This is a genomic window from Bacillus cereus group sp. MYBKT111-2 (assembly GCF_051915205.1).
GTDB classification, from domain to species: domain Bacteria; phylum Bacillota; class Bacilli; order Bacillales; family Bacillaceae_G; genus Bacillus_A; species Bacillus_A paranthracis.
Map to the genome: position 1 here is coordinate 55,527 of NZ_JBQAEG010000011.1, position 26,082 is coordinate 81,608.

Sequence of the window (26,082 nt, forward strand, 5' to 3'; positions counted from 1 at the left end):
TTTATGAGACAAATTTTTAGTGACAAAAAAATTGATGCGTCGCTGTTTCTACAAATGGAAAACTTAATGTATGCCCTTCTCAAAGAAGATGATGCCTACCTTGAGTATGGCTATAAAGCATACTACGACGAAATTGAAAAAAAGGTTGTCATTAGTCACTTTTGGGATGATCGAAAAGAAGAGGATACAGTAATCGGATTAAAAAGCGAAGTGTTTTTAAAAGCACTTGGTAATAAACATTACTCGGACATGACTTTAATTCGTTCTTATGCAATTGAATTGCAAGAATCACCCTTAAAAAAGTTTTTAACACAATTATTTGTTCTATTAGAAGATTTACGTGTTGAGGAAATCGTAAAAAACTTACGCCCTGGCACAAAGCATGTTTTTAAAAGAAGAAAAGAAATGTATCGCAATTACTTTAGCTCACAAAATGAAATCAATCGTGTTCGTAACTATCACGGTGATCGTCTATTTTGTCTATGCTATCTTTCATTAACGAGCGATAAATATGAAATGTTTAATAATGAATATTTCGAGCAAATTGAAGCTATTTTGCATGAAACATTCCAAGCTCGTAATACGGAAGATATTATGTATATCGTTGAGAAAATTCGCTATCGCTTAGAGGAGCTTCTTGAAAGTGATATGCTGAACAACTATTTCGGGCATGCACCGCTTTATTTATCTGTCATTGCAGATGAAAAAAACTGTCGCGTCGAAGATTTAGCAAACGATGATACGCAGCTCATAGATGACGATGAGAATAAAAACAAAATAGATGAAAGCTTCTCAACATGGCACCGTGAAAATAAAAACAATGAAAACGAGAACTTTTTACGCTTTGAATTAGAAAGCGGAACAAAAACAAATATGATGGGTGACACTGCTCGCGAATCAGAAGATGGCGACCAAGCACTTGGCTCTGTACAAGGTACTTCTCAAAAAAGTACACAATCTAACTTTGATGGTGCTGACACAAAAGAAGCAAGAGCTTCTCACGCTTCTAGTCAAAATGATGGTGCATATGGTAAATATAACACTGGCGCTTCTCATACATTTAAAGAAGCACGTAAACCAAATCCTGATGAGAAAAAGGATTACCAAGCTATCAAATCAGTCGTTAATAAAGATGTAAAAGAATTAAAGAAAATTATCGAAAAAACGATTGAAAATAAAACGAATGCAAATAGTGATAAATATTACGGAAGACTTCGTAAGAAATTCCTTCGTATTTATACTGAAAAGCAGCCGCGCATGTTTTATAAAAAAGGACAAGAATCACAAGAGCTCGACGTTGCATTCCAACTATTAGTAGACTGCTCTGGTTCTATGTATAACAAGATGGAAGAAACGAAAAAGAGTGTGGTCCTATTCCATGAAGCGTTAAAATCTTTAAAAATCCCGCACGCTATTAGCGGATTTTGGGAAGATGCTTCTAGTGCTAAACCTGAAGATAAGCCGAACGTTATCCATGAAGTTGTAACGTATAAAAACTCAACGTTACCAAACGTTGGTCCAGAAATTATGCAGCTTCGCGAAGAAGAAGATAACCGCGACGGATATATCATTCGTATCGTTTCTGAAAAGCTTGCAAAAAGACCAGAAAAACATAAATTCTTACTTGTCTTCACAGACGGTGAACCTTCTGCGCTAGACTACCAACAAGACGGTATTTTAGATACGCATGAAGCTGTCAAACTTGCTCGTAAAAGTGGTATGGAAGTAATCGGAATTTTCATCGAAGAAGGCGAAGCGAAAGAAGCAACTTATCAATTAATGAAGAACATTTATAACCATCACTTCTTAGTTGCAAATCACGCTGAAGATTTACGTCTGAAGATTAAACCACTATTGAAAAAGTTATTACTGAAGACGATTGAATAGAAAAACAGGAGCTTTGCGCTCCTGTTTTTTCTATTCAATCACTTTGTTTCTGGTTGAAACTTATATGGAATGGCTACTTCTAATAATGAATCGAATCCTCCATCGTAGAATGGGAATCGTTCATTTGCAATTGCTCTGTCCACCCACTCCATTGCGGAAATTTCTCCTTCATCTGCTGCAACAAGTTCACCTTTTACTACATGCGCTCGAAATGTAAATAATAGCGCATGATTCCCTGGCTCTTCAAAGAATTTTTCATTAATCGCAACAAGTCCACCTGCCACAGCAGTTAAACCTGTCTCTTCTTTTACTTCCCTTACTAAAGCTTCCTCTAACGTTTCACCCTTTTCAACAGCCCCACCCGGCAATGACCAAACATTTTGTTCTACATTATGTACCATTAATATTTTATCTGTTTCTTCGTCATGTATTAGTGCGTATACGACATCAACCCTTTGCATGTTCCTTTTCTCCTTCAATTAACTCATCCATTGTAAATAAAGAATGTAGCTGTAAGCCATCTTCTAATAAGTTTTCTCTTCCCTCTTTTGTTCGTTCAATTACGCCTAAAACATGATGTACCTTCGCACCTAGTTCTCTTAAATCTTTCGTGCTTAATAATATTTGACCACCTGTCGTAATAACATCTTCAACAACACAAACATTTTTCTCAGTAATATTAACGCCTTCTGCTAACTTACATGTACCGTACTTCTTCGCTTCTTTTCTTACAAATACAACTGGTATACCCGTTTGTAAAGATAATGCTGTTGCTACTGGAATTCCTCCCATCTCTAAGCCTGCGAGCACTTCTGTCTCAGGAGGAATGAGCTCTTTCAATTGCTTAGCAATTTCTACTAACAATGCTGGATTAGATTCAAATAAGTACTTATCAAAGTATTGATTTGATACTTGTCCTGATCGAAGTTTAAATGTTCCCGTTAAACGTGACGTATTGTAAATTTCCTTTGCTAACTCCCATTTCTCCATTCCCTGTCTCCCCTTTACACACAAATTAACTCATTCTATCACACTTGTAATTATTTGTATATTCCTAAAATACAAATAAAAAGAGTCGATTCCTAAGAATCGACCCTTCCTATTAATTCATCACTAACTCAGCTGTGAGCTTTTTTTTTAACTTAGCCAACATGTCCGTTGTCATTTTGTCTAAATCGTATTCTGCTTTAAAGCCCCACTCTTTCATTGCTGCTGTTGCATCAATAGAGTTTGGCCAACTATCAGCGATTGTTTGACGAGCTGGATCTACAGCGTAGTCCATTGTAAACGTCGGAATGTGTTTACGAATTGATGCTGCGATTTGCTCTGGCTCAAAGCTCATTGCTGTAATATTAAATGCATTTCTATGCACTAACTTACTTGGATCAGCTTCCATTAATGAAATGATCGCTTGTAAAGCATCTGGCATGTACATCATATCCATGTATGTTCCTTCTGCAATGTATGAGGTGTATGTGCCTTTTTTAATCGCCTCATAATAAATTTCAACTGCATAGTCAGTTGTTCCGCCTCCTGGAGGAGCTACGTAAGAAATTAAGCCTGGGAAACGTACACCGCGCGTATCAACGCCAAATTTTTGATGATAATAATCACATAATAATTCCCCTGCTACTTTGTTTACCCCATACATCGTAGTAGGACGTTGAATTGTATCTTGTGGTGTATTATCTTTCGGTGTTGATGGACCGAATGCACCGATAGAACTTGGCGTGAAAAACTTACAGTTTAATTCACGAGCTGCTTCTAATGCATTTACAAGTCCGCCCATATTTAAATTCCATGCAAATAACGGATTTTTTTCTGCTGTTGCTGAAAGTAAAGCTGCTAAATGAATAATTGTATCTACTTCATTGCGCTTTGCGATATCATGTAGTTTTTGTCCATCTGTTACATCTAACGTTTCAAATGGACCAGACGTTACTACTTCACTATCTGTTTCACGAATATCTGTTGCAATAACATTTGATGCGCCGTATACATCACGAAGTTTCATTACTAGTTCAGAACCAATTTGCCCTAAAGAACCGGTTACTAGAATTTTTTTCATTTTCCCCACTCCTCATTTGCAAGCTATTCAAAAGATGTCGTTACTTAAATGATGCCCATTTCTTTCCCTACTTTTTCATACTTACGAATTGCTTCATCTAACATTTCTTTCGTATGAGCTGCTGTTGGCATATTACGAACACGTCCTGTTCCTTTAGCTACAGTTGGGAACACGATAGATTTTGCATATACGCCTTCTTCATTTAGACGTTTACTAAATTCTTGTGTTAATACTTCGTCACCTATAATACAAGGTGTAATTGGCGTTTCACTTTCTCCGATGTTAAAGCCAAGTTCTTTTAACCCTTGTTTTAAATAGCGACCATTTTCCCATAAACGATCGTGTAACTCTGTGCTTTCCATTAAGATTTCAATTGATCTCATGCAAGCTGCAGCATCAGCTGGTGTTAATGCTGTAGAGAATAAGAATGGACGTGAACGAACTTTTAACCAGTCAATTAAGTTTTGTTTCCCTGCTACATATCCACCAATTACCCCAATTGCTTTTGATAATGTACCAATTTGGAAATCAACTTTATCAGACAGACCGAAGTGCTTTACAGTTCCTGCCCCTTTACCAAGTACACCTGAACCGTGTGCATCGTCTACGTATGTCATTAAATCTAATTCTTCCGCAATCTCAACAATTTCTGGTAGTTTTGCAACATCTCCATCCATTGAAAAGACACCGTCTGTAATTACCATTAATTTATTGTAAAGTCCTGATTCTTTCGCCGCGATTGCTTTTTGGCGTAAATCTTCCATATCAGAATGTTTATAAACAATAATTTTTGCTTTTGATAGACGACTACCATCAATAATAGAAGCATGGTTTAACTCGTCTGAAAGAATCGCATCATTTTTATCCATAACAGCTGAAATCGCTGCCATATTACAATTAAATCCTGATTGATAAGCAATTGCTGCTTCTGTATGTTTAAACTTTGCAATTGTTTCTTCTAATTTAATATGCAAATCTAAAGTACCGTTAATTGTACGAACCGCTCCTGCTCCAACGCCGTACTTATGAATTGCACCAATTGCAGCTTCTTGCAAACGGCTATCTGTTGCTAATCCAAGATAGTTGTTTGAAGATAAGTTAATATATTCTTTTCCGCCAATTGTAATGATCGGTCCATTTGAACTTTCGAGCGGATCAATTACGTTATAAAGCCCCTTTGATTTTAAATCCTCTAAATTTTCTTCTAAAAATTTCGCAAGTGTTTTACTAGACATCGTGAAGCCTCCCATCGTTCATGTAAGCGAATTATTGTCTTAATAGTTCTAATAATCCCTCTACTAGCTTAACACGTTTTCAGAATTTATTATAGAAAAATAGTTTAAAGTAACCGCTTACAATTCTAGATTATATATGATTCATTACAAGAAATCTATCATTTACTTTTCATTTTTGGTAGAATAAAAAAAATATGTAAGGGGGCTTCAATCATGGCATTTACTGAATCTGATGTATATAATAACGAAGCTTTTTTTGAACAATATATGAAACGAAGATACCGAGAAAATAGCCCAAATGAATCACTTGAAAAACCAGCCTTCTTTCAACTCATTGGTGATGTGAAAGGAAAGAAAATTCTCGATTTAGGCTGTGGGGACGCAAAATTTGGCAAGGAATTATTAGAAAAAGACTGCCACTCTTACACCGGTATTGAAGGCTCCGAACTTATGTATGAAAAAGCTAAAAAACAACTAGAAAACAAAAATGGCGCCGTTCATTTTTTAAACCTCAAAGACTACACATACCCTCCTTCTACTTTTGATTTAGTAACATCTAGACTCGCCTTACATTATATCGAACATCTTACTATCATTTTTCAAAATGTGTACGAAACTTTAAAGACAAATGGAACCTTTACTTTTAGCGTTCAACACCCTATTATTACCTCTTCATTTGAAAGCTTGCAAACGAGCGGAAAAAGAACGAGTTGGCTTGTCGATGATTACTTTAAACTAGGCAAACGGGTTGAACCTTGGATTGATCAAGAAGTTATTAAATATCATCGTACAACGGAAGAATATTTTACACTATTACAACAAGCTGGATTTACAATTACAAATTTAAAAGAAGCTACACCAGATCAAACTTATTTTCAAAGCGTGGAAGAATATGAACGTCGTTTACGTATTCCCCTCTTTCTCTTATTCTCTTGCCGAAAATAAAAAAGACGATGATTTCCTCATCGTCTTTTTCTTTATCTCATTGCATGAGCAACTTCTTTACGTACACGTCTTCCTTTTCCATGCGGGATACAAAGTGGCGTCCCAAATAACGGATCCGTACTAATTTGACATTCCATTCGGAATACATCACGTACTAGCTTCTCATCTACTACTTCTTCTGGCTTACCTTGTGCATATATTTGTTTATCTTGAATGGCTACAATATTGTCTGCATAACGGCAGGCCAAATTTAAATCGTGTAGTACCATAACAATTGTTCTTTGTTCTGTTTCATTTAATTCGAATAATAAATCTAGCACTTCAATTTGGTGAGTCATATCTAAATAGGTAGTAGGCTCATCCAATAAAATAATATCTGTATCTTGCGCAAGCGTCATTGCAATCCAAGCACGTTGTCGTTGTCCACCTGAAAGAGCATGCACATCACGCTCAGCAAATTCTGTCATACCTGTTGCTGCAAGTGCTTTCTGTACCATTTCCTCATCTTTTTCTGACCATTGCTTCAGCCATGTTTGATACGGATAACGTCCTTGCTTTACAAGTTGCAATACTGTAAGCCCTTCTGGCGCTTGCGGTCCTTGCGGTAAAATTGCCATTTGACGAGCGATTTGCTTCGTTTGCATATTTTGAATGACTTGATTATCTAACAAAATGTCACCAGCTGTTGGTTTTAATAATCTAGCTAGTGAACGTAATAAGGTCGATTTCCCACAACCGTTAGAACCGATAAAGATGGTAATTTCACCTTTTGGAATTTCTAAATTTAACTCATCAATAATAATTGTTTCACCGTAAGACAACGTCAAACGTTTCGTCTCCAATGCTTTTTGCATATTCATCTTCCTTTATGAATTCCGACTTTTATAAAGTAAATAAATAAAATAAGGTGCACCAATTGCTGATGTAAATACCCCTGCTGGAATTTCAAGTGGGGTGAAAACTGTACGCCCAATTAAATCTGCAGCAAGTACTAAAATTGCACCGACAATAGCCGCAACCGGGAGTAATGCACCGTATAAAGAACCAACTAGTCTTCGTGAAATATGAGGTGCCATTAAACCGACAAATCCAATTCCACCAGCAAAGGCAACTGCTCCACCAATTAAAGCTGTACTAAGTAATAACATAAATATGCGTGACTTCGTTAAAGGAACACCAAGCCCTACCGCAATATCATCCCCTAGCTCTTGCGCATTTAAATGTCTAGCAGCTATAAATGATATTACCGTTAAAATGAGAACCCACGGCGCAAGTACCATGACGTTTTGCCAAGAAGAACCATAAACAGTGCCTGTAATCCATACATTCGCTTGACTCGCTTGGTAAATTGGCGCTAACAACATAAACAAAGTCGTTGCCGCTTTCGTTAATGCCCAAAAACCAACACCAATTAAAACAAGACTAATCGGTGATAATCCGTCATTTCTCCATGCAAATAAATATACAAAAAGTGCTACAATCGTTGCCCCAATAAAAGCTGCTAACGGCATATAATGAATGCTTACAGTTAGCGCATTATTTTTATCACTAAATATAGCTAAAAATAATACCACTGTAACACTTGCACCACCTGTAATCCCGATGATATCCGGAGAAGCAAGTGGATTTCGAACGAGCCCTTGTAAAATACATCCTGCTACAGCAAGTGCGATTCCTACAAGGATAGCAATTAAAATACGCGGCATACGAAACTTATTTACAACCATATTGGACATCGCATCGCCATTTCCAGTGATTGCTTGCCATACATCATAAGGAGCAATTTTCATGTCTCCCATACCTGCACTCGCAAAAAATAATCCTATTAAAACAACTAGTAAACTGAATAAGACGAGACAAGCTCGTTTGTACATTAAAAACGAGAGCCCGCCTTTTCCTATACGAAACGGAATATACTTCTTCATTTGCTAAGCCCTCTCTTACGTGCAATATAAATAAAGAACGGCGCACCAATAAATGCTGTCATAACTCCTACTGGTACTTCTTGTGGCATAATGACATATCTTGCTGCTATATCAGCTAAAATCAATAGTATTGCACCTAACAAGCCGCTATACGGTATTCTCCATCTGTGATCTACTCCAACCAGAAATCTGGCAAAATGCGGGGTAACAATACCAATAAATCCAATCGGACCAGCGACCGCAACTGAACCACCAGATAACAGGACAATAATAAGTAACACGAATGATTTCATTAAAATTGTTCTTTGCCCAAGTCCTTTTGCAACGTCTTCCCCCATCATTAATGTATTTACTTTCCCTGCCATCATAATAGATGCAATCCAGCCAATTAATAAATACGGGAATACAGATTGTAAAATTTCTAACTTTCTTCCTTGCACAGATCCGGCAAGCCAAAATAATACTTCTTCAAGCGCCTTTTCATTTAAAACAAGTAATCCTTGTGTTAACGATGAAAATAACGCACTAATTGCGACCCCCGCTAATGTTAATTTAAGAGGCGTTGTCCCCTCTTTTCCTAAAGAACTAGAAGCAAATACAAGTACAGCTGCAACTGCTGCCCCCAAAAAGGCAATCCACGTAAAAGCTGATAGTGATGTCACGGAAAAAATAACAATTGCTACAACTATGAAGAAAGCAGCACCTGAATTTAATCCAATAAAATCTGGAGAAGCAAGTGGATTCTTCGTTAAAGTTTGCATAAGGCAACCTGCAATGGCTAAACTAGCACCAACACTCGCTGCAATTAATGCTCTTGGTAGACGCACATTTTGAATAATAATATGTTCATTGGACCCATTAAAATGGAAAAAAGCATCTAACGCTAATTTCCAACTCGTATTTGTATATCCGAAAATAATACTTCCCCAAATACAAGTAATGACTGCAATGATTCCAACAAATAATCCAATCCATTTTGCTTGATTTGTTTTTAATAACATGCAGCGTTTCCCCTTCAATGTATAATGATACGTTGTAAGTGTATTTCAACTTAATTCTCATTGTCAACGGAAATGAGAATTATTTTCACCATATGTATTGACAATCAAAAGATAAAGGCTTAATATCATGCTTGCTATTGAAAAAAATTCTCAATATGTAGGGGGTACATAATGAATTTCATGCGAAAGAAATCGTTTACAGTATTTGTATTTTTATTAGCCTTTTCATTACTTTTAAGTGCTTGTGGAAAATCAAATACGAAAGACGAATCAAAAGAAGATACGAAAAAAGAAATGATTACTGTGGAACATGCAATGGGTAAAACAGAAGTTCCTGCTAATCCAAAACGTGTAGTTATTTTAACAAACGAAGGAACTGAAGCTTTACTTGAACTAGGTGTGAAACCAGTTGGAGCTGTAAAGTCTTGGACTGGTGATCCATGGTATCCACATATTAAAGATAAAATGAAAGATGTAAAAGTTGTTGGTGATGAAGGACAAGTGAACGTAGAAACTATCGCTTCTTTAAAACCAGACTTAATTATCGGTAACAAAATGCGTCACGAAAAAGTGTACGAGCAACTAAAAGCAATTGCACCTACTGTGTTCTCTGAAACATTACGCGGTGAATGGAAAGATAACTTCAAGTTTTATGCGAAAGCATTAAATAAAGAAAAAGAAGGCCAAAAGGTTTTAGCTGATTACGATAAACGTATGAAAGATTTAAAAGCCAAACTAGGTGATAAAGTAAATCAAGAAATCTCTATGGTTCGCTTCATGCCTGGTGATGTTCGTATTTATCATGGTGATACATTCTCTGGTGTTATTTTAAAAGAACTTGGATTTAAACGTCCTGGCGATCAAAATAAAGATGACTTCGCAGAGCGTAACGTATCTAAAGAACGTATTTCTGCAATGGATGGCGATGTATTGTTCTACTTCACATTCGATAAAGGAAACGAGAAAAAAGGCTCTGAATTAGAAAAAGAATATATCAATGATCCACTATTTAAAAATTTAAATGCAGTGAAAAATAATAAAGCATACAAAGTTGACGATGTGATTTGGAATACTGCTGGCGGTGTAATGGCTGCTAACCTACTATTAGATGATATCGAAAAACGCTTTGTTAAATAGTATTTCCTTAACCAGCTCCCCTTCTGTGGAGCTGGTTATTTTTCAATCCACTTAAATGTCACATTATTTCGTTTTGTATTTTTATTCCCAATATGTTATATTATAAAAGTAAATAGAATATATTTTCTCTATATCAGAATAAATATTTTAATCTAAATTTTCTGATTAATCACTATTTTATTTTCTTTTAGAATTCAATTATTACATTTGAAAACGCTTATCATCTCGTTTTCAGGGCAAAATACAGTAACGGTCGAAGTAAAATAGAACTTTTTTAGAAATTTTCTTTCTATTTCCATATAATTCTATTGACTTCTAAATATTTTGTAAATTAAAATGATTACATAAATATCCGTTATACAGGATTAGGGGGAAACAAAAATGGATGCAGCTTTAAAATTAGACAAAGCTGGAGAGCAACAATCACCAAAAAAACATCCACCAGGGTTGTATTTGTTGTTCTTAACAGAAATGTGGGAAAGATTTAGTTATTATGGAATGCGTGGCCTTTTAGTTCTTTATTTAACAACTGCTGCTGTTAGTGGTGGGTTAGGATTTGATAAGGCAGTCGCAGTGCAATTATATGGTACTTTTACAGCGGCAGTATATTTCATGCCAATTATAGGCGGATGGCTAACGGATCATTATATCACAAGACGTCATGCCATTACTCTCGGCGGAATTATTATGGCAATCGGCAACTTTGTACTATTCTCAATGAATACAAAAACAGGACTATTTCTTGGATTAATACTATTAGTTATTGGTAATGGATTCTTCAAACCAAATATTTCTACACTGTTAGGTGAATTGTATGGTGAAAATGATTCACGTCGTGACAGTGCATTTACTATCTTCTATATGGGTATTAACGTAGGTGCTTTCTTTGCTCCACTTATTTGTGGATTTTTAGCAGAAGATTTCTTTAAAACAAGCGCTAATGGCGTTATCGTTATGGGATATAAATACGGATTCTTAGCAGCTTGTATCGGTATGATTATTGGGCAAATTGTTTTCAACTTATTAGCTCCTCGTTACCTTGGTAAAGCAGGAACAACAGTTGTCGGTAAAAAATCAAAAAATCAACCTGTAATCGAAAAGAAACCTTTAACAAAACAAGAGAAAAACCGTACTTGGGCAATTGTAATTTTAACTTGTTTCGTAGTATTCTTCTGGGCAGGCTTTGAACAAGCTGGTAGTTCTTTAACACTTTATACAAATAAATTTGTTGATCGTACAATTTTCGGTTGGGAAGTTCCAACATCTTGGTTCCAATCCGTTAATCCAGCATTCATCGTACTACTTGCACCATTTGTATCTATGCTATGGTTAAAACTTTCTAAAACAAAACGCGGTGATTTAAACGTGCCAACAAAAATGGCATTTGGTATGATTTTACTAGGTATAGGTTATCTTGTTTTAACATTAGCAGTTCTAAAAACTGGAAGTAGTGAAGCAGATATAACTGTAAAAGCGAACTTATTATTCATCGTTATCACTTATCTCTTCCATACAATTGGTGAGTTATTCTTATCACCAATCGGTCTATCAATGGTAAGTGCAATCGCTCCTGTAAAATTAGCATCATTACTAATGGGGGTATGGTTAGCTGGTACGGGTATGGCTAACTGGTTAGCAGGTAAACTTGCTTCCTTTACACAATCATTAGGATACCTTGAAGTATTTGCAAGTATCGGTATTATCGTTATCGTCTTAGGACTTGTACTCCTTCTCTTCTCTAAAAAAGTTGCGAGTATGATGGAATAATACAAAAAAAGACGCTTCTAAAATCAGAAGCGTCTTTTCTATTACTTCTCCTCTAAAGCCGTCACGTTCACGTGAACGCTTTCTCCAGGATTAGATACATCATACACTTGAGCAACCCCGCTCTGCTCGTCACAGCTCTCAATCCATACTGGTACGCCCTCATATGTAACGTCAATTCTACTTGAAGAAGATAAAATTTGTTTCACACGTTTTACATCCATACTACCATTCCTCCTTTTACTTGCTACACTCCTTTCTATCTTTTCTTTTCCCTTTAGAATATATTCCATATCGCAGCATGTTAATTAATAGCCTTTTCTTCCTTACATTCCAACATTTTCTCTCATGTCACCTTTCTGACAAATAAAAAAAGACGTAGGTCCCATACGTCTTTTTCCATAATATTCAAATTTTAAGAAAATAATGTTTTTACTACTTCACTTACTTTATCGTTATGAATTTGATAATACACTTCTAGTCCTCGTCGTTCAAAGCGTACTACTTTATTTTGTTTTAATTTCGTTAAATGTTGTGAAACTGTTGATTGTGGAATTTCTAGCACTTCCTGTAATTGTGTTACATTACAAGTTCCACGTTGCATTAGTTCCATTACTAGACGTAGACGCAACGGATGCGCTAACGCTCTTAACATTTGTACATCTTCTTCTGAAATATGACATTCGAATTGATTTTGGCTCATAAAGTTCCCCTCATTTTCGTTTTTATTTTCTTTTTATTTATTTATATATCTGTTCTTATATTTCCTGTTACGACATAACTTTATCAACCTATAAAGCTGAAAATTTTTTCCACCTTAACCAACAAAGAACTCAGGAAAAATTCCTTGCTGATTTTGAATATTATACTATATGATATAACGAAAAAGCAAAACAACGGACTGCAAATACTTTGCTTGCAAACGTTGTTTTATCAAGCTTTTTGTTATATTTTCACCTCATTGCAACGTGCAGTAATGATATTGTAAAATATCGTCTATAATTGATAACCTATCGTAACGTATTTGGGTTATATTTAACCTCTTTGTTACGCTAAAAGGAATTTTCAGTAAAAAGAGCTGCCGTAACATTAAATATTAACTTATTACTTTTTAATTAATATTCAATCGCTTGAACTATGATGGAACACTTCCTATTAAGTATATTTACTGTCCCACCCCTGACTTGATCAAATAGGACAAACGGTACATTCTGCAGCTCTATATTCGATACAAAGACGTTCTCTACTATAGAGCTGTAGTATCAATAATGTATAAACAACTACAAGAAAAGAATATGCAAATAATTTATCTCACCCACTCGAATAGATTTGAGTGGGCTTTTTGTCGACTTTATGAACAAAGCAGTTCTTTTAACACTATTATGGAATAATTATACTTTTTTACGTTGACAATAGTGTTGAAGGAGAATATACTAAGCATGTAAGTTGATTGTGAATAGTTTCACAAATAATGTGAATTTCTTCACATAAAATAGATAGGAGTTGTCATTATTATGAGTACTTGGACACAAATTTATGACCCATTAAACAATATTTGGTTATCTGCTCTAATCGCAGCACTTCCAATTTTTTGCTTCATCATTTGTTTAATGGGACTGAAAATGAAAAGTTATATCGCTGGGCTTTACAGTGTGATTGTCGCTATTATTCTTGCTATATTCGTTTATAAAATGCCAGCAACAGTAGCTGTAGCATCTGCCGGATTCGGTATTTTATCCGGATTTTACCCAATTTGTACTATCGTTATCGCAGCAATTTTCCTTTACAAATTAACTGTTAAAACAGAACAATTCAACATCATTCGTGATAGCATTTCAAGTATTACAAATGATCAACGTTTACAAGTATTATTAATTGCTTATTCTTTCGGTGCTTTCTTAGAAGGCGCAGCTGGTCTAGGTGTTCCAGTTGCTATTACAGCTGCACTACTTGTAGGTATGGGCTTTAACCCATTAAAAGCAGCAGGTATTTGTTTAGTAGCTAATATCGCTGGTGGTGCTATGGGTGCTATGGGTATCCCAGTTACAGTACCAGCACAATTAACTGAACTTGATGCATTAACTATCGGTCGTCAAACTGTTCTTATTTTACCATTCATTAGTATTGTATTACCTTTCTTACTTGTTTCAATGGTCGATGGAATTAAAGGTATTAAAGAAACTTGGCAAGGTATTCTTGTAAGTGGTATTTCTTTCGCAATTACTCAGTTCGTTGTAACTTACTTCTTAGGTGCAGAACTTACTAATATTTTCGCAGCCGTTGTAAGTATGATCTCTCTTGCATTATTCTTACGTGTTTGGCAGCCAAAATCTTCTACTAAAGAAGAAAAACAAGAAGAAAAAGAATCTCATACATTCAATCAAATTTTATATGCTTGGTCTCCATTCGTATTCTTAACTGCATTCGTAACAATCTTTAATTTAAAACCAATTAAAGCGTTATTTGCTCCGGATGGTGCACTAGCAAACTTAGTATTTAACATTCAATTCCCTGGTCTTCATAATGCTGTTATGAAAACTACACCAATTACAAAAGCTGATACACCTTTCGCAGCTGTTTTCAAATTTGATGTATTCTCATCTACAACTACTGCAATTGTATTAGCAATTATCGTTTCACTTATCGTGTACCGCGTTAAAGGTAAAATGGTTAAAGAATTAATGGTTGAAACAATGAAAGAGCTAAAAGCTCCAGTATATACAATCTGTAGCGTTATCGCGTTAGCTTACGTAGAAAACTACTCTGGTATGTCATCTACACTTGGACTTGCATTCTCTTCTACTGGTAATGCATTCCCAATTCTTTCTCCAATCTTAGGATGGATCGGCGTATTCATTACAGGATCAGTAGTATCAAGTGGTTCATTATTCGCACCGCTTCAAGCAGTAACTGCAGATCAATTAAACATCGTTCCTTCTACTCTTGTTGCCTTAAACGTAGTAGGTGGTACAATGGCAAAAATGGTTTCACCTCAATCTGTAGCAGTTGCTTGTGCAGCAGTTGGACTAGTTGGTAAAGAATCTGCCTTATTTAAAACAGCAATGAAATACAGTCTAATCTTCTTAGCTATCATTAGCTTACTTCAATTAAATGCTGTATTTAATATCTTTTAAAATAAAACACCGATCCAAATGGATCGGTGTTTTTTACATTACATCTTCTTATTCTTTAGTAAAGAAGCTCCAGCAATTTCAGGATGCGTCATTTCGAATGGATCTAAAATAATATCCAATTCTTCTTCTGTCAGTACACCATGTTCTAAACATAACTCCCGAACAGATTTTCCTGTTTCAATTGCTTCACGTGCAATACGTGATGCTGCTTCATAACCAATATGAGGGTTAACTGCTGTAATAATTCCAACACTTTTCTCAACATATTGTTTCAGCAGTTCTTCATTTGCTGTAATTCCTTTAATACAATATTCACGGAATACACGGAATCCGTTATTCATAATACTAATAGATTGAATTAAATTAAATACGAGCACAGGCTCCATTACGTTTAACTCTAATTGTCCTGCTTCTGACGCTAAGCAAATTGTATGATCATTACCAATTACTTGGAAAGCAACTTGATTAATTACTTCTGCCATAACAGGATTTACTTTACCTGGCATAATAGATGAACCTGGCTGACGAGCTGGTAATTGAATTTCCGCCAATCCAACACGTGGACCAGATGCCATAATACGAAGGTCGTTCGCAATTTTAGACATATTCATCATACATACTTTTAACGCTGCAGATACTTCTGTGTATGCATCTGTATTTTGTGTTGCATCAACTAAATGCTCTGCACCAACAAGTGGGAATCCGCTAAATGTTCGTAAGTGTTTAACCACTTGTTCAATGTAGGTAGGGTTTGCATTTAATCCCGTACCAACAGCTGTCGCCCCCATATTCACTTCATATAAATGTTGGCGAGATTGTTTAATTCTTTTTATATCACGCGCAAGCACTCTGCTATACGCTTCAAATTCTTGTCCAAGACGAATCGGAACAGCATCTTGTAAATGCGTACGTCCCATTTTAATGACGTGATCGAACTCGTTTGCTTTTGCACGGAAAGCAGCATGAAGTTCTTCCATTGTAATAAGAAGTTCTTCTAACATCATAAGAGTTGCAATATGAATTCCCGTTGGGAACGCATCATTCGTTGACTGAGCCATGTTTACATGCGTATTTGGGCTAATTTTTGCATACTCGCCTTTTTCATATCCCATACGTTCTAACGCTCGATTAGCAATTACTTCGTTTGTATTCATATTAATAGAAGTTCCAGCACCGCCCTGAATTGGATCTACGATAAATTGATCATGGAATTTCCCATCAACAATTTCTTGCGCTGCCTCCGCAATTTCGTGCCCAATGTCTTTCGCTAAGTAACCAGTATCGATATTTGCAAGTGCCGCCGCTTTTTTCACAATTGCCATTGCCGTAATGAGTGACGGATGGATGCGATATCCTGTAATCGGGAAGTTTTCTACCGCACGTAATGTTTGTACACCGTAATAAGATCTACTTGGTACTTCCTTTTCACCTAAAAAATCTTTTTCTATACGTATATCCTTCGTTGCTATCATTTTCATCACCTATACTTTTCATTCTAAATCCCTATTTAAAAAATTCGCCCTCTAAAAATACGAGTATCATTCAGAAGAATTTTTCAGTGTCCACCTTCACTATATAGTACCTTTTTTGAAAGCGCAAACATTTAATTTTCTATATATACCTTTTATAGAAAATCATTCTTCTCCCTTCTTTATTTCCACTCGTTTAATTTGATGCATATCTTTTTCCAGAACTTTAAAAGAAAAGCCGTGTTTTTCAATAATATCTCCTTCAGCAACGATTTGCTTTTGTACCATAATCCACCCACCAATTGTATCTACATCATCAGCGATTAAGTGTATGCCAAATAAATCATTTACTTCACTAATAAGCACTTTCCCCTCTACGATTTTACACCCTTCACTTATATGCTCTATAGGCGGGTGTTCATCTTCATCGTATTCATCTCGAATTTCCCCAACAATTTCTTCTAAAATATCTTCTAATGTAACAATCCCAGCTGTACCACCATATTCATCATACAACACAGCTAATGGAATGTGTTTTCTTTGCATTTGTAATAGTAAATCATGAATTGGAATATTTTCTAGCACTTCAATGACCGGCCTTGTATATGGCATAATCGAGCACTCCTCGTCCCGATTACCATCCATATAACGAATAAATAAATCCTTTACATTAACCATTCCAATGATTTCATCTTTATCTTCACCAAATACAGGATACCTCGTATATTTTTCTTGTGCGATTATTTTAATATGTGTTTCAAATGGTTCGTCCTCATATAAACCTACAACTTCCGTACGAGGCACCATAACTTCTTTTGCTACTCTATTATCAAATTCAAAAATGTTATTTACATATTTAAATTCCCTTTGATTAATCTCTCCACTCTCATAACTCTCAGATAAGATTAATCGTAATTCTTCCTCCGAATGAGCTACTTCATGCTCAGAAGCCGGATGTAACCCGAATAACCCTGTTACAAGCCTTGCAGAACCATTTAAGGCCCAAATAAACGGATACATTACTCTGTAAAAGTAAATAAGTGGCTTCGATAATAATAAGCTAACTTGCTCTGCTCTTTGTATCGCGAACGTCTTAGGAGCAAGTTCACCAATAACAACATGTAAAAACGTAATAACTGCAAAAGCAATAATAAATGAAACGGTACTTGCAATTGCAGAAGATAGGTGTAGTTTTAAAAACAACGGCTCTAGTAAATGTTTTATAGTCGGCTCGCCTAACCACCCAAGCCCTAAAGCGGTAATGGTAATACCTAACTGACATGCTGATAAATATTCATCTAAATTTGAAGTTACTTTTTTTGCTGCCAATGCTCCTCGTCGTTTCTCACTAACGAGTTGGTCAATACGACTGCTACGCACCTTAATAATTGCAAACTCAACAGCTACAAAAAAACCTGTTAATGCAATAAGAATGACTACCATCAGTAATTTTAAAATATCCACATATATCCTTTAGCTTTCTTAGCTAAAGTGACACCTCCTTTAAAAAAGAAGTTTCACTTTAGTTTCTTCATTTACTCAAAAGCAACCCTATATAAAATTCACCAATTTCAAACCTCATACAATTCTAAAGGTAAACCATCCGGATCTTGGAAAAAAACAAATTTTTTCCCGGTTATCTCATCAATACGTATCGCCTCAGTTTCAACGCCACATTGACTTAAATGTTGCACGGCTTCTTCTATATTTGTAACAGCAAATGCTAAATGCCTAAGTCCAGCCGCTTCTGGGAAACTCGGGCGCTTCGGCGGATTTGGGAATGAAAATAATTCAATTTGATACTCTCCCCCTACACATAAATCTAACTTATAAGAATCTCTTTCCTTTCTATATACTTCATTTATCGCTTTAAAACCCAATATCCTAGTATAAAAATCTTTTGACACTTCATAATTCGAACAAATAATTGCAACGTGATGCACTCTACTTATATTCATGACTTCTTTATTCCTTTCTTTACCAAAGATGCATATTCTCCCTTGAAATGAAAAACATATATAGCAGAATATCTCTTTTAGGGGGCTTACTATGAAATTTATTACCTTTTTCTTAGGACTTATCGTCGTCTTCTTCCTTGCTTATATCGCTAGTAACAATAAGAAGCATATTAAATTTAAACCTATTTTCATCATGCTTCTTATACAGTTAATTTTAACCTATTTATTATTGAATACAGAAATCGGTCTCATACTTATTCGGGTCATCTCCAGTTTGTTTACAAAGCTACTCGAGTATGCTGCTGATGGTATAAACTTCGTATTTGGCGGCCTTGCCAATAAAGGTGAAATGCCCTTTTTCCTTACTGTCTTATTACCAATTGTCTTCATTTCCGTCTTAATTGGTATACTACAACATTTCAAAATACTACCATTTTTCATTCGTTGGATCGGTTACTTCCTCAGCAAAATAAATGGTCTTGGGAAATTAGAGTCTTACAATGCTATCGCATCTGCCATTGTCGGCCAATCAGAAGTTTTTATTACGGTCAAAAAACAATTAGCTCAAATTCCAAAACACCGTCTTTATACACTTTGTGCATCTGCCATGTCAACTGTATCTATGTCTATCGTAGGTGCCTATATGACAATGATCGAACCTAAATATGTAGTAACCGCACTCGTTCTCAATTTATTTAGCGGCTTTATTATCGTACTTATCATTAACCCTTACGACGTGAGGGATGACGAAGATATTTTAGAAATAAAAGGCGAAAAGCAAAGTTTTTTTGAAATGCTTGGAGAGTACATTCTAGATGGCTTTCGAGTAGCTATCGTTGTCGGTGCTATGCTTATCGGATTCGTCGCATTAATTAGCTGCATTAATGATCTATTCCTCATTATATTCGGCATTACTTTCCAGCAATTAATCGGCTACGTCTTTGCACCAATTGCGTTTCTTATCGGTGTACCAAGTTCTGAAATTGTCGCGGCTGGTAGCATTATGGCAACGAAGCTTGTAACGAATGAATTTGTAGCAATGATGGATCTTAGTAAAATTTCTAATAGCCTTTCTCCTCGTACAGTTGGTATTATTTCTGTCTTCCTCGTCTCTTTTGCCAACTTTTCTTCTATCGGCATTATTTCAGGTGCGGTAAAAGGATTAAACGAAGAACAAGGAAACGTCGTTGCCAGATTTGGCCTTAAATTACTATACGGAGCGACTCTCGTTAGCATTTTATCTGCAATTATCGTAAGCATTATGTTGTAATTAGGTAAAATTTTATCATTTTCTTATCCCTATCTTTTGTATACAATAACGAATAGATGTCTTTATAAATAATCAAGACATCTATTTTTTATACATGTACAATCGCTTTTATTTAGCGTACAATATTTTTTATGTGTTTAAATGCGCTTCTAGATGTATATACTTTGATAGTTTTAAAGGAGAAAAAATGATGAAATCCGATATGCACAAAGATACTCGAGCCAAAAAGGGACGCTCAAAGAAAAAACGTCTACTTTGGTTCCTTCTTATTCCATTACTGATTATAACACTTGGAGCAGGAGGCTACTCCTTCCATATATACAGTAAAGCAAAATCAATTCTAAGTAATGCCTATTCTGAACTTGGTCGCGGAGACAAATCCAGCAAACGTGAAAAAGCCGTTAAACCTATGACTGACAACATTTCCGTACTTATTATGGGTGTTGATGAAAGTGACATTAGGGACAAAAATTATGGGAAAGCAACTCGTACAGATGCACTATTACTTGCAACCATTAATAAAAACGATAAATCTGTTAAGCTTGTCAGTATTCCACGTGATTCACGTGTCTATATTAAATCACGTGATAAATACGATAAAATTACACATGCGCACGTATTCGGTGGTGTAGATAGCACGATTGATACGGTAGAGAACTTTTTAGATGTTCCAGTTGACTACTATGTAAAATTCAACTTTAAATCCTTTATCAAAATTGTTGATTCCCTTGGTGGGATTACTGTAGATGTTCCAGTGGAGTTCACAGAACAAAATAGTAAAGATGAAGCAGATGCAGTTCACCTTAAAAAGGGACGTCAACATTTAAATGGAGAGGAAGCACTGGCACTAGCAAGAACTCGTCATATCGATAGTGATTATATGCGCGGTCAACGACAACAACTTGTTTTAGAAGCTATCGCTCAAAAAGCACTATCACTTAATTCCATTAATAAGATCGGTGGTCTATTAGACGCTGTCGATAAAGACTTAAAAACAAATTTAACTTTTGATGATATGATGACAATTGCAAAAAATTCAATGAATTCCAATTTAAAAATGGACAAAATGCAAGTAGAAGGTACTGATAAATATATAGGTGGTATTTATTATTACGTTCCAAACGAAAAAAGCGTCAATACGATTTCGACAACACTACAAGAACATCTCGGTGTTACGAATAAAAATGAACATAAAAAATTATAATAAAAAGGCTGCTAGAACTTTCTAGACAGCCTTTTTATTATAATTTTCAACATATTTTTCGTACACATTGTGACAAAAAGAGACAATTATTACAACAGTGTAACATTTTTTATGAAAACATTACACACATAGTGAAAATAATAGTATACTAGTACATACATAATGTTATTTTCATCATTTTTATACAAAAAATGTAATACATATATTTATACAAAAATTTCTGGGGGGAAATAAATGAAGCTAAGTAAAATACTGATCGGTTCTGCAATTGCTGGAGGCATATTACTTTGTGTTGGCGGTGTTGGCGGATATCAATATGTATCCAAACTAAATAATCAATTAGATACTACTGCATTACCCAATACTACATTTGAAGGTATTTCTCTCGATGGAAAAAATAAAAAAGATATTCAAGCTATTATTAATCAAAAAATCACTGAATTAGATCAAAAATCACTTACGTACATATTCCAAAACGATAAACAAACTTACACATGGAAAGATTTAGGGATAAATTATAAAGAAAAAGATATTATCGACAAAATCTTTAAAGAACAAGAAGGCAACGCAATAAATCGTTACAAAATGCGGAAACAAGCTGAGAACGGTGAATTAAAACGTGACTATAAATTAACACCCCAATTAAATACAACTGCTTATGAAAGCTTTATGAAGGATAAATATAATGAAACATTAAAAAATCCTGTTAATGCAGAATTAAGTATTGAAGGCACTACAGTAAATATTAGCCAGAGCCAAAATGGAGAAAAAATCGATAAAGAAAAGTTAACTGATTTAACGCGGCAAGCCATTACTTCTGGCACATCTGACGTTACATTACCCGTTACACTATTAAAGCCTGAACGTTCTACAGAAGATATACAGAAAATGGGGATTAAAGAAGTAATTGCTGAATATTCAACTCCAATGGCTGGCCGTAATGGGAATCAATCCTTTAACGTAAATAAGTCAGCTAATACTTTAAGTGGAGTGATTGTCGCACCTGATGAAACATTTAGTTTTAATGGCCGCGTTGGCGTAACGGATGCTGCTCATGGTTATAAATCCGCAGCTGTATATTCACAAGGGAAAGTTATACAAAGTGCAGGCGGAGGCGTTTGCCAAGTGAGTAGTACTTTATATAGCGCAGCTTTAAGAGCAGATTTAGGAATTGTTTCTCGAAGCAACCATTCTATGCCCGTAAATTATTTGCCACTTGGGCAAGATGCAGCAGTAGCAGATTATGGTCCAGATTTAAAATTTAAAAACAATACAGGCAATCATATTTATATTCAAGCGTTTTCAAATGGAGGTAGTATTACTACACGTATTTTCGGCACAAATACTGGTAAAAATGTTGAAGTTTCTTCTCAAGTAATTAGTAGGACTAATGATAAAATAACAGCAGTTACATATAAAAAAGTTACACAAAACGGTGAAGTAATATCTAATGGGCAAATTTCAAAAAGCGTATATAAAAGCGCTCCAAAACAATAAGACACTATTAAACGAACAAATTCCAAAAAGAAAAAGGCGTGAGTAGATCACGCCTTTTTCTTTTGCAATAATACTAAAAAGGTTGCAAGATGGTCTTTCGTTTCTTCTAACGACCACATACGATTTCCTTGCTTCGCAGCTAATACGCACGCCTCTTCCCAAGCATCCTTTTTCTTCATATATAATAATTCATCGCGTAATTTCAAAACAATTTCTTCGTCTTCTTGCTCTATAAACTCTTCCATCACGCCTACTATTTCATCTTCATGGATACTTAACGTACAATACGATTTGAAAAAATATTGTAATGTCGTATACATATTTACTCCCCCTTCTTATTTATCAGATGGATAAGAAGTAATGATCTTATATCCTAAATCCCCTGACTTATCTCTCGCTAAAACAGTAACAGTTTTGACTAACTTGTCTTTTACATTCATATTTTTCTTTATTACCGTTTTTCCAACCGGGAATGAATGTGTTGTATTTAATACGAGACGAGCCTCTTTAGAATTTTTTAACCAATCTTGAATTTCCTTATCATGCTGCTTCAAACTATCTTTTACAGCTTTCGTCGCCGTTTCCTTGTCATAGTATGTACTTGCTGCTGATACTTTATCTGTCTTCAAGCGATTCTTCAAATCTTCTTCTGATTTGCCTACATGTCTTTCAATCGTATGACCATTTTTAGGTGGCCCTTCCATTTCATCTAAAATATTATCACTAATTTTTTCTACTGATGCCGATTGATTCCCTGTTTGTTTCTCTGTTTTTTGTTCTTTTCCTGCACATCCACTTAAGATCAGCATGAGTGCCAATAAACTACTCACGAAAAGACTACTTATTCGTTTCATCATATCACCTCTTTCATGATTATTATCGTAACTTCACTAAAAGTCAATTTCACATCGAAAAAACATACACATTTTTCAAATTCCTCATCTATTTTTCATAAAACCGCTATTTTTGACTTTTTATAAATATACCCCTATGTTTTTATAATTATTTCCCAAGTTTAAATACCTATAAAAACACCAAATAAAACCTTTAAATAAAGGGTTTATTTGGTGTTTTTTTAAGTCATTGAAATATACCCCTCATCAGATATACCCAATACCTATATAAGGTATATTAATGGTGTTTTATCAACGTTTTCCTACATTATGTAAATTTGTACTTGCCTATACAATGGAAATATGGTGTAATGCAAAAAAAGATAAAGGATTTTAAACAATGGCTGAAACAATTCAAAACTTCTTAACAGACTATTATTCAATCGCAATTCCACTTAGTATCTTAATCAACATAGTCATTAGTCTTTTAGGTGTTATCCCTAGTATTTTTTTGACCGCTATTAACATACAGCTCTTTGGTGTAGCAAATGGAACTATTATTTCGATCGCTGGTGAGGCGTTAGGGGCTATTATCTCGTTTTATATTTATCGTATAGGTCTTCAGAAATTCACTCACAGCAAAGTAAATAAGTATCCAAAGGTAGAACGCCTACTTTATGTAGAGGGTAGAGAGGCCTTTCTACTCGTCCTATCGTTCCGCCTCATTCCTTTCATTCCGTCTAGTATCGTGACTTTATTTGCAGCTCTAGGCAAAATGTCATTACTATCCTTCAGTATTGCCAGTACAATAGGTAAAATACCGGCATTATTAATCGAAGTATATTCTGCTTATCATGTCATGAACGGAACAAATGAAGCGAAGTGGATTGTAACAATCGCGGGCGCTATTGGATTGTTTTATTTGTGGAAAAAATGGAGAAAAAAATAAAGAAGGAGCATATGCTCCTTCTTTATTTTTGAGGTATTTTATTAATAGCTATCCTTTAGATCGTTAGTTAATACCAACAGCACTAAATGATTGCTTAACTGCATTTACTTCAGCAGAGTTCGCACCATATAAATCAGCTGCAGCTTGTACTGCACCAGCACGCGCTTGACTAAATGTAGTAGATTGCGTGAAATATTGTGTGTTTGCACGGTAATAAATTGCACCTAGCTTATCTTTACCAATACCAGTTACAGTTACACCGTAATGCGTACCGCCATTTGCTAATAAATAAGCTTGTTTGTTAATAATACCACTGTTCGTATGAACCCCACCGTTATCACTAGTACCAGTGTAACGCTTAGAATAATGATCTGGATCACCATATTTCGTTGGATCACTCATAGAGCGAAGCGCATCTCCTGCTTTACCAGGCGTATAAATATCTTCACCAATTTCCCAATCTGGGTTACGGTTATCATAGAATTCTACTAAAGTACCAAAAACATCTGAAATAGCTTCATTTAATGCTCCTGATTCATTTTGATAGATTAAATCTGAGCTATACTCTGTAACAGCATGCGTTAATTCATGGCCAATTACATCAATTCCACCAGACAATGAAGTGAATGTTACACCATCACCATCTCCGTATACCATTTGAGAGCCATTCCAGAACGCATTATTATATCTACTTCCATAATGAACTGTTGATTTTAATGGCGCTCCTGCATCATTAATAGAGTTTCTATTAAAAGTAGCTTTATAGTAATCATATGTTTTACCCGCATAGTAATGAGCATCTACTGCCGCTGCATCATACGCTGCATTGAAAACATTATCCGCATCTACCCATAACGTTCCTGGTAATGTTGAGCGGTTTTTCGCATCATATGTGAAAATCGTTGCTCCACGCGTATTATCTTGCAAGTAGTAAGATGAGCCAGATAACGTTGTATTAAGCGACTTCGTATCTCCTAATACACCTTTACCAGTTCCTACTTTATTTGTTCCTGTTACAGGTTTTACTACTGCTTTCGCATCCTGTTTAGGAGCCTCTTGTTTAACTGGTGACTTATCATCATTTGTCACATGATCAAGTTTATTATATTTATTTAATACTTTACCACTGTCTGCTTCAATGAAATAGTAGTAGTTTCCTGGACTTGGGTCTAAGAAGTTTAAATTTACAACGTATGCATATGTTGTTTCCTCACCGTTTTGATATACATATAAGTCAGCTTTTGGTTCTACCTCATATTTAGGTGTAACCCCTAAATCTTTTTGCGCAATTTCAATTGCTTTTGCGCCTTCGATTTTATTTTTATTTTTCAACTTGTCCTTTTTGTCTAAATCAGGCGCAACTGTTCCAGACAATACTTTTAAAGAACCATCTTTACTTACATGAGCTACTTGCGTAGAACCCCATACAGGTACTCCTTCATATACTTGTTGCAAACGTAATACTGTTGAATCAGTTACAGCATCTTTCTTCACTTGTTTCACTTTGAAAGAATCTTGCGCACTCTTTTCCCCTAACTTGTAATCACCTTTTGCTGCGTTTAGGTAATCAAACACAACAGATTCTGCTTTCTTACCAGTTGCTTCAGTTAAATCCCCAGAAACAAACTCCGGTGACTGTACTGTCTCATTGTACTTCTTCGTAGAGAGCACATTTTTAGAATCTGCAAATGCAGAGCCTGCCCCTCCGAACGTTGTAACTGCCATTCCTGTCGCTAACACTAATGCTAAACTTTTCTTTTTCATGAACCTTCCCCCTAATAAATTATTTTTTGAAAAAGAGTAGTT

At 35.4% G+C, this 26,082-nt stretch carries 24 protein-coding genes; 9 read left to right on the plus strand and 15 right to left on the minus strand.

Features of this window, described 5'->3' with window-relative positions:
- The first annotated feature begins 3 nt into the window (after window positions 1-3).
- Window positions 4-1,887 carry a vWA domain-containing protein gene (locus tag ACTFNE_RS23640; RefSeq protein ID WP_046198920.1) on the plus strand — a complete coding sequence of 628 codons (1,884 nt, stop codon included), beginning with the start codon at window positions 4-6 and terminating at the stop codon, window positions 1,885-1,887.
- Window positions 1,888-1,925: 38 nt separating this feature from the next.
- Here the strand turns inward: ACTFNE_RS23640 and ACTFNE_RS23645 are convergent, their stop codons facing one another.
- The 4 genes from ACTFNE_RS23645 to ACTFNE_RS23660 all read right to left on the minus strand — a co-directional run bounded on the left by ACTFNE_RS23645 (window position 1,926) and on the right by ACTFNE_RS23660 (window position 5,190).
- Complete coding sequence (locus tag ACTFNE_RS23645) at window positions 1,926-2,348, minus strand: NUDIX hydrolase (protein WP_001189954.1); 423 nt, start codon at window positions 2,346-2,348, stop codon at window positions 1,926-1,928.
- Window positions 2,335-2,877 carry an orotate phosphoribosyltransferase gene (gene pyrE, locus ACTFNE_RS23650; protein WP_000417029.1) on the minus strand — a complete coding sequence of 181 codons (543 nt, stop codon included), beginning with the start codon at window positions 2,875-2,877 and terminating at the stop codon, window positions 2,335-2,337. The genes ACTFNE_RS23645 and pyrE overlap by 14 nt, the downstream gene beginning before the upstream one ends.
- Window positions 2,878-2,989: 112 nt before the next feature.
- Window positions 2,990-3,955 (minus strand): L-threonine 3-dehydrogenase, encoded by a 966-nt coding sequence (locus tag ACTFNE_RS23655; RefSeq protein WP_000723139.1) that lies wholly within the window; start codon window positions 3,953-3,955, stop codon window positions 2,990-2,992.
- Between the two features lie 44 nt (window positions 3,956-3,999).
- Window positions 4,000-5,190 (minus strand): glycine C-acetyltransferase, encoded by a 1,191-nt coding sequence (locus ACTFNE_RS23660; protein WP_000095906.1) that lies wholly within the window; start codon window positions 5,188-5,190, stop codon window positions 4,000-4,002.
- Window positions 5,191-5,403: 213 nt separating this feature from the next.
- Here ACTFNE_RS23660 and ACTFNE_RS23665 point away from each other — a divergent pair, with 213 nt between their 5' ends.
- On the plus strand, window positions 5,404-6,135 hold the full coding sequence (locus tag ACTFNE_RS23665; protein WP_046198921.1) for a class I SAM-dependent DNA methyltransferase: 732 nt from the start codon (window positions 5,404-5,406) through the stop codon (window positions 6,133-6,135).
- Between the two features lie 32 nt (window positions 6,136-6,167).
- Here ACTFNE_RS23665 and ACTFNE_RS23670 read toward each other — a convergent pair whose 3' ends face one another.
- From ACTFNE_RS23670 to ACTFNE_RS23680, 3 genes are read right to left on the minus strand one after another with little or no spacing between them, the layout of a single operon-like run.
- Window positions 6,168-6,989, minus strand: coding sequence for an ABC transporter ATP-binding protein (locus tag ACTFNE_RS23670; RefSeq protein WP_046198922.1), 822 nt, complete (start codon window positions 6,987-6,989; stop codon window positions 6,168-6,170).
- Between the two features lie 12 nt (window positions 6,990-7,001).
- Window positions 7,002-8,060 carry a FecCD family ABC transporter permease gene (locus ACTFNE_RS23675; RefSeq protein ID WP_046198923.1) on the minus strand — a complete coding sequence of 353 codons (1,059 nt, stop codon included), beginning with the start codon at window positions 8,058-8,060 and terminating at the stop codon, window positions 7,002-7,004.
- Entirely contained in the window at window positions 8,057-9,061 is a 1,005-nt protein-coding gene (locus ACTFNE_RS23680; protein WP_046198924.1) for a FecCD family ABC transporter permease, read from the minus strand. The genes ACTFNE_RS23675 and ACTFNE_RS23680 overlap by 4 nt, the downstream gene beginning before the upstream one ends.
- A gap of 171 nt (window positions 9,062-9,232) precedes the next feature.
- Here ACTFNE_RS23680 and ACTFNE_RS23685 point away from each other — a divergent pair, with 171 nt between their 5' ends.
- Together ACTFNE_RS23685 and ACTFNE_RS23690 are read left to right on the plus strand one after the other, a co-directional pair.
- Window positions 9,233-10,198 carry an ABC transporter substrate-binding protein gene (locus ACTFNE_RS23685; protein WP_046198925.1) on the plus strand — a complete coding sequence of 322 codons (966 nt, stop codon included), beginning with the start codon at window positions 9,233-9,235 and terminating at the stop codon, window positions 10,196-10,198.
- A gap of 381 nt (window positions 10,199-10,579) precedes the next feature.
- On the plus strand, window positions 10,580-11,965 hold the full coding sequence (locus ACTFNE_RS23690; RefSeq protein ID WP_046198926.1) for a peptide MFS transporter: 1,386 nt from the start codon (window positions 10,580-10,582) through the stop codon (window positions 11,963-11,965).
- Window positions 11,966-12,006: 41 nt separating this feature from the next.
- Here ACTFNE_RS23690 and ACTFNE_RS23695 read toward each other — a convergent pair whose 3' ends face one another.
- Both ACTFNE_RS23695 and ACTFNE_RS23700 read right to left on the minus strand, forming a co-directional pair.
- Window positions 12,007-12,186 carry an acid-soluble spore protein H gene (locus ACTFNE_RS23695; RefSeq protein WP_000382683.1) on the minus strand — a complete coding sequence of 60 codons (180 nt, stop codon included), beginning with the start codon at window positions 12,184-12,186 and terminating at the stop codon, window positions 12,007-12,009.
- A 191-nt stretch (window positions 12,187-12,377) separates the two neighbouring features.
- Entirely contained in the window at window positions 12,378-12,665 is a 288-nt protein-coding gene (locus ACTFNE_RS23700) for an ArsR/SmtB family transcription factor (RefSeq protein ID WP_000081427.1), read from the minus strand.
- A gap of 811 nt (window positions 12,666-13,476) precedes the next feature.
- Between ACTFNE_RS23700 and ACTFNE_RS23705 the strand changes: the two genes are divergently transcribed.
- The gene (locus tag ACTFNE_RS23705; RefSeq protein ID WP_000109110.1) at window positions 13,477-15,096 is read left to right on the plus strand and encodes an L-lactate permease; all 1,620 of its coding nucleotides are present in this window, start codon (window positions 13,477-13,479) and stop codon (window positions 15,094-15,096) included.
- Between the two features lie 38 nt (window positions 15,097-15,134).
- On the opposite strand, the gene aspA is transcribed toward ACTFNE_RS23705, so the two are convergent.
- From aspA to gloA2, 3 genes are all read right to left on the minus strand, one after another.
- Window positions 15,135-16,568, minus strand: coding sequence for an aspartate ammonia-lyase (gene aspA, locus ACTFNE_RS23710; protein WP_046198927.1), 1,434 nt, complete (start codon window positions 16,566-16,568; stop codon window positions 15,135-15,137).
- A 162-nt stretch (window positions 16,569-16,730) separates the two neighbouring features.
- The gene (locus ACTFNE_RS23715; protein ID WP_046198928.1) at window positions 16,731-18,029 is read right to left on the minus strand and encodes a hemolysin family protein; all 1,299 of its coding nucleotides are present in this window, start codon (window positions 18,027-18,029) and stop codon (window positions 16,731-16,733) included.
- 107 nt (window positions 18,030-18,136) lie between these two features.
- Window positions 18,137-18,523, minus strand: coding sequence for an SMU1112c/YaeR family gloxylase I-like metalloprotein (gloA2, locus tag ACTFNE_RS23720; RefSeq protein ID WP_046198929.1), 387 nt, complete (start codon window positions 18,521-18,523; stop codon window positions 18,137-18,139).
- Window positions 18,524-18,614: 91 nt separating this feature from the next.
- On the opposite strand from gloA2, the gene ACTFNE_RS23725 reads away from it, so the two are divergent.
- From ACTFNE_RS23725 to ACTFNE_RS23735, 3 genes are all read left to right on the plus strand, one after another.
- The gene (locus tag ACTFNE_RS23725; protein ID WP_046198930.1) at window positions 18,615-19,793 is read left to right on the plus strand and encodes a NupC/NupG family nucleoside CNT transporter; all 1,179 of its coding nucleotides are present in this window, start codon (window positions 18,615-18,617) and stop codon (window positions 19,791-19,793) included.
- 190 nt (window positions 19,794-19,983) lie between these two features.
- Window positions 19,984-20,997: an LCP family protein gene (locus ACTFNE_RS23730; protein WP_046198931.1), complete on the plus strand. Its 1,014-nt coding sequence runs from the start codon at window positions 19,984-19,986 to the stop codon at window positions 20,995-20,997.
- Between the two features lie 234 nt (window positions 20,998-21,231).
- Window positions 21,232-22,494 (plus strand): VanW family protein, encoded by a 1,263-nt coding sequence (locus ACTFNE_RS23735; protein ID WP_000777346.1) that lies wholly within the window; start codon window positions 21,232-21,234, stop codon window positions 22,492-22,494.
- A gap of 47 nt (window positions 22,495-22,541) precedes the next feature.
- On the opposite strand, the gene ACTFNE_RS23740 is transcribed toward ACTFNE_RS23735, so the two are convergent.
- Together ACTFNE_RS23740 and ACTFNE_RS23745 are read right to left on the minus strand one after the other, a co-directional pair.
- On the minus strand, window positions 22,542-22,814 hold the full coding sequence (locus ACTFNE_RS23740; protein ID WP_046198932.1) for a hypothetical protein: 273 nt from the start codon (window positions 22,812-22,814) through the stop codon (window positions 22,542-22,544).
- A gap of 15 nt (window positions 22,815-22,829) precedes the next feature.
- Window positions 22,830-23,348 carry an RNase A-like domain-containing lipoprotein gene (locus ACTFNE_RS23745; RefSeq protein ID WP_000822717.1) on the minus strand — a complete coding sequence of 173 codons (519 nt, stop codon included), beginning with the start codon at window positions 23,346-23,348 and terminating at the stop codon, window positions 22,830-22,832.
- A gap of 379 nt (window positions 23,349-23,727) precedes the next feature.
- Between ACTFNE_RS23745 and ACTFNE_RS23750 the strand changes: the two genes are divergently transcribed.
- Window positions 23,728-24,276 carry a TVP38/TMEM64 family protein gene (locus ACTFNE_RS23750; RefSeq protein ID WP_000852206.1) on the plus strand — a complete coding sequence of 183 codons (549 nt, stop codon included), beginning with the start codon at window positions 23,728-23,730 and terminating at the stop codon, window positions 24,274-24,276.
- A gap of 63 nt (window positions 24,277-24,339) precedes the next feature.
- Here ACTFNE_RS23750 and ACTFNE_RS23755 read toward each other — a convergent pair whose 3' ends face one another.
- Window positions 24,340-26,040, minus strand: a complete 1,701-nt coding sequence (locus tag ACTFNE_RS23755) for a M4 family metallopeptidase (protein WP_046198933.1) — start codon at window positions 26,038-26,040, stop codon at window positions 24,340-24,342.
- Window positions 26,041-26,082 lie beyond the last annotated feature (42 nt).

Coding starts and splice junctions, on each gene's coding strand:
- ACTFNE_RS23665 (WP_046198921.1), top strand. CDS start 5,404: ATGGCATTTACTGAATCTGATGTATATAATAACGAAGCTTTTTTTGAA.
- ACTFNE_RS23750 (WP_000852206.1), top strand. CDS start 23,728: ATGGCTGAAACAATTCAAAACTTCTTAACAGACTATTATTCAATCGCA.
- ACTFNE_RS23725 (WP_046198930.1), top strand. CDS start 18,615: ATGAAATTTATTACCTTTTTCTTAGGACTTATCGTCGTCTTCTTCCTT.
- ACTFNE_RS23705 (WP_000109110.1), top strand. CDS start 13,477: ATGAGTACTTGGACACAAATTTATGACCCATTAAACAATATTTGGTTA.
- ACTFNE_RS23655 (WP_000723139.1), bottom strand. CDS start 3,955: ATGAAAAAAATTCTAGTAACCGGTTCTTTAGGGCAAATTGGTTCTGAA.
- ACTFNE_RS23645 (WP_001189954.1), bottom strand. CDS start 2,348: ATGCAAAGGGTTGATGTCGTATACGCACTAATACATGACGAAGAAACA.
- pyrE (WP_000417029.1), bottom strand. CDS start 2,877: ATGGAGAAATGGGAGTTAGCAAAGGAAATTTACAATACGTCACGTTTA.
- ACTFNE_RS23740 (WP_046198932.1), bottom strand. CDS start 22,814: ATGTATACGACATTACAATATTTTTTCAAATCGTATTGTACGTTAAGT.
- ACTFNE_RS23685 (WP_046198925.1), top strand. CDS start 9,233: ATGAATTTCATGCGAAAGAAATCGTTTACAGTATTTGTATTTTTATTA.
- gloA2 (WP_046198929.1), bottom strand. CDS start 18,523: ATGAATATAAGTAGAGTGCATCACGTTGCAATTATTTGTTCGAATTAT.
- ACTFNE_RS23670 (WP_046198922.1), bottom strand. CDS start 6,989: ATGCAAAAAGCATTGGAGACGAAACGTTTGACGTTGTCTTACGGTGAA.
- ACTFNE_RS23675 (WP_046198923.1), bottom strand. CDS start 8,060: ATGAAGAAGTATATTCCGTTTCGTATAGGAAAAGGCGGGCTCTCGTTT.
- ACTFNE_RS23745 (WP_000822717.1), bottom strand. CDS start 23,348: ATGAAACGAATAAGTAGTCTTTTCGTGAGTAGTTTATTGGCACTCATG.
- ACTFNE_RS23735 (WP_000777346.1), top strand. CDS start 21,232: ATGAAGCTAAGTAAAATACTGATCGGTTCTGCAATTGCTGGAGGCATA.
- ACTFNE_RS23690 (WP_046198926.1), top strand. CDS start 10,580: ATGGATGCAGCTTTAAAATTAGACAAAGCTGGAGAGCAACAATCACCA.
- ACTFNE_RS23660 (WP_000095906.1), bottom strand. CDS start 5,190: ATGTCTAGTAAAACACTTGCGAAATTTTTAGAAGAAAATTTAGAGGAT.
- ACTFNE_RS23700 (WP_000081427.1), bottom strand. CDS start 12,665: ATGAGCCAAAATCAATTCGAATGTCATATTTCAGAAGAAGATGTACAA.
- aspA (WP_046198927.1), bottom strand. CDS start 16,568: ATGATAGCAACGAAGGATATACGTATAGAAAAAGATTTTTTAGGTGAA.
- ACTFNE_RS23680 (WP_046198924.1), bottom strand. CDS start 9,061: ATGTTATTAAAAACAAATCAAGCAAAATGGATTGGATTATTTGTTGGA.
- ACTFNE_RS23730 (WP_046198931.1), top strand. CDS start 19,984: ATGAAATCCGATATGCACAAAGATACTCGAGCCAAAAAGGGACGCTCA.
- ACTFNE_RS23755 (WP_046198933.1), bottom strand. CDS start 26,040: ATGAAAAAGAAAAGTTTAGCATTAGTGTTAGCGACAGGAATGGCAGTT.
- ACTFNE_RS23640 (WP_046198920.1), top strand. CDS start 4: ATGAGACAAATTTTTAGTGACAAAAAAATTGATGCGTCGCTGTTTCTA.
- ACTFNE_RS23695 (WP_000382683.1), bottom strand. CDS start 12,186: ATGGATGTAAAACGTGTGAAACAAATTTTATCTTCTTCAAGTAGAATT.